This window comes from Streptococcus oralis, assembly GCF_001578935.1.
Classification (GTDB): domain Bacteria; phylum Bacillota; class Bacilli; order Lactobacillales; family Streptococcaceae; genus Streptococcus; species Streptococcus oralis_R.
Window position 1 is genome coordinate 244,145 of record NZ_KQ969521.1, and the last position, 3,419, is coordinate 247,563.

The window sequence follows — 3,419 nt, forward strand, 5'->3', positions numbered from 1 at the left end:
TTTCCTTACCAAGCTCTGATACTTTTTTAGTAATTCTACCTGCAAACGTAACTGTTCGACTTCAGATAATTGTTTCATTCCTTTACCATAAGTATATTGTTTCCCCACAGGTTGGTGGAAACGGTACAATTCATCATTCTGATACCAACGCCACCAGGTCTTGACCTGACTAGCATGTTTGATATCGAGGGTATCCATGATAACCTTGTTTGATTTACCTGCCTTCTTCATTTCGATACAGGCTAGCTTAGTTTCTACTGAATATGCTTTTTTGACCATAACAAAACACTCCTGTTTCTAGTTTACCAGATTTCAACAGGAGTGTTTTCTTGTGTCTCATTTTATGGGTGCAGTGCCGATAACCCCCTGGTCTTTTTTCTATGATTCAGAATAATGAAATATGCTAAATTAAACTATTTATCAGGATGGGATATGACTATTACTAGATTTCTTCTGAGTTTTACTTATATAAAATAGTTTGGATAATTATTAAGGTGTATCAAACTTATAAATAAATGGAATGTTTTGTGCAATGTTTCTTTCTGTTTGTTTAAAAGAGAAGTTGTTCGTATGTGTACACTATACTTAAAGAAACTTCAATCTGATGAAAGAATTAGTTTTTATGGCAGTAATTTTACACTGTGTCAATATTTTCAAAAGGCAATAACCTCATAATATTACAAAAAAAGTTAATTTTGTTTTATAATGAAATTAAAGGAGGTTTCTATATTAAAAATAGAACAAATATGATAAATATTGCACTCACATATAGTTATGAAACATGTTAATATGATGTAACTTATTCAATAACCCTCATGGATTTCAACGAATTCGAAAGGAGATGAGTGTTGAGGTTTTATAATCATAGTTTGTCGTTTTAATGTTTTCGGTAATTTAGAAAGGAAGATTATGAAGAACAAGAAATTTTGGTTACCCATCCTAACTTCTCTGGCCTGTTTGCTAGGGATGATCTTTGCTCCAAATTCAGTTCAAGCAAAGGAACTGAAGAACGTTATCAGTAATATTGGAATTTGGGAGGTTGATAATGGTAAGTTTATAAAACCAGATGCGAATGGTGTTTATACACTTTCTCCTGAACATCATAACTATTCAAATTATAAATTCACTGTTGATTACGATTTGAGCGCCTATGATGGTCAATTAGAGGACGGTGATACCTTTACCTTTACTGTTCCGAGCCCTTTAACTGTTAGAAATGAAACTTTTGATTTAAAAGATAAGGAAACAGATCTCGTTATCGGAGAAACTCAAATTGTATCAAACGGGGATAATAATGGTGGTAAGGCAACTATTACATTAAAAAATTTGAAAACCTATCTTGAGAAAAAAGGTGGCTATCAAGTCCAAAACGTCAAAGGAAATTTCTTTGTTGGTTTTAGTTCTAAAAATGAATTAAGCAATGAAACGCTTCGTTTTGATAAAACGGAAACTATAAATGAAATTACCCATCAAATCAAGGTTAAAAAAGGTGATACGGCTGATTATTCTGAAGGAATTGGTCGAGCTAATTTCAATAAATATCATGGTTTGATTTACAAAGAGGATTGGACATCCAAGGCTCTAAATAAGAGTGGAAAATACTTACACAGCTGGTATGTTCGTGTTAATCCGAAACAAGCAGCCTATAATAAAATTGAAATTCATGACTGGGTAGATCCAAACGCTTCGCCAATGCAGATGATCCCTGAAACATTTAGTGTCACAGCAGGTTGGTATGATCAATATTATTATTTGAAAGATGAAGTGGTTTTAGAAGCTGGTAAGGATTACCAAGTAAAATGGAATGATTCTTACACAGAATTTACTTTAACAATTAACAATGCATCTTCAATTCTTGCGAAGAACGGTAAACCAGCAGCATTTCGAATTAATTATAAAACAAGTGCTCCAGCTGATGGCACGCAAGTCCAAAACAATGCTGAAATGAAGGGTGATGACCAGATTCTAACATATGACGACTATAGTAATAAGACAGTCGTTAAGCAAATCGGAAACTCAGTCGTTGCTTCTGGTGGTACAATTCAGTTAGAAACTGGTTACCGTATCATTCTTTACAAGGTCGACGAGCTGACTCATGACCGTCTAAAAGGAGCAAAATTCAAGGTTACTCCTCCGGCAGGAGCTACGGCTAAAGAGGAAATTGTAACGACAAATGATGACGGAATTGCTGAGTCATCTATTTACTCAGAAAGTGATATCAAGAAAGGGAACTTTACAGTAACCGAGATTGAAGCTCCTGAGGGATATGAGTTGAATTCTACTCCATTTGAGATGACTGTTGGACAAGATGGAGCTATCAAAACAGTTACAAATAAACGTAGCAAAGCTAAAGTTAAGATTAAAGCTAATAAAAAACTTACAGGTCGTGAGTTGAAGGCTGAAGAGTTTGAATTCACTTTAACAGACCAAGATGGTAAGGTGAAAGAAACTGTGAAGAATGACAAAGACGGAAACATTGCTTTCTCAGAATTGGAATTCGACAAAGCAGGAACTTATACCTTTAAAATTGCTGAAAAAGCTGGCAGTGATACAAGCATCAAGTACGACACTAAAACTGTTACGGCTACAGTTACTGTAGCGGACAAGGGTAAAGGTGCACTTGAAGCAACTGTTTCTTACGATGATGAAAAAGCTTTCGAGAATACTTACACTCCAGCAAAAACGGAAGTTCCTGTGAAGAAAGTATGGAAGGACGAGAACAACCAAGACGGTAAACGTCCAACTTCTGTCACAGTTAAATTGCTTGCAGATGGTCAAGATACTGGTAAAACACTTGAATTGACTGAAGCAAATGGTTGGGCTGGAAGCTTCAAAGACCTTGATGCTGATAAAGGCGGCACACCTATCCAGTACACGGTAGTAGAAGTAACTGTTGCTGGCTACACTTCTGAAATTACTGGTGATGCTGCATCTGGATTCACCATCACAAATAGCTATTCACCAGAAACAGTTGATGTAAAAGCAACTAAGAACTGGGATGACGCAAACAACCAAGACGGCAAACGTCCAACTAAGATTACAATCAATCTTTTAGCAGATGGTAAGAAAGTCGCATCGAAAGAAGTTCAAGCAGCCGCAGACGGAACTTGGACTACTACATTCGAAAAATTAGCAAAATATAAAGCTGGTAAAGAAATCAAATATACTGTAACAGAAGAAGCCGTAGCAGAATACGAAGCGACTATTACAGACTTTACCATCACAAACAAATATGCACCAAAAGAAATCGACTACAAGGTAACAAAAGTATGGAACGATGCGAACAACCAAGACGGCAAACGTCCTGAGTCCGTAACGGTTCAACTTTATAAAAAAGTAGGAGATGCAGATCCAGTAGCCGTTGAAGGTAAGAAATTGACCTTGACAGCTAAGGATAAGACAGACGCTAACACTTGGGC

At 36.2% G+C, this 3,419-nt stretch carries 1 protein-coding gene and 1 pseudogene; one reads left to right on the plus strand and one right to left on the minus strand.

Going from position 1 to position 3,419, the window contains the following annotated elements; all coding sequences use genetic code 11:
- Window positions 1-279: pseudogene (locus SORDD15_RS10235) on the minus strand (IS3 family transposase); the annotation flags it as partial.
- Between the two features lie 630 nt (window positions 280-909).
- Here SORDD15_RS10235 and SORDD15_RS01215 point away from each other — a divergent pair.
- The coding region (locus SORDD15_RS01215) for a Cna B-type domain-containing protein (protein WP_061413655.1) at window positions 910-3,419 on the plus strand (2,510 nt) is incomplete at its 3' end.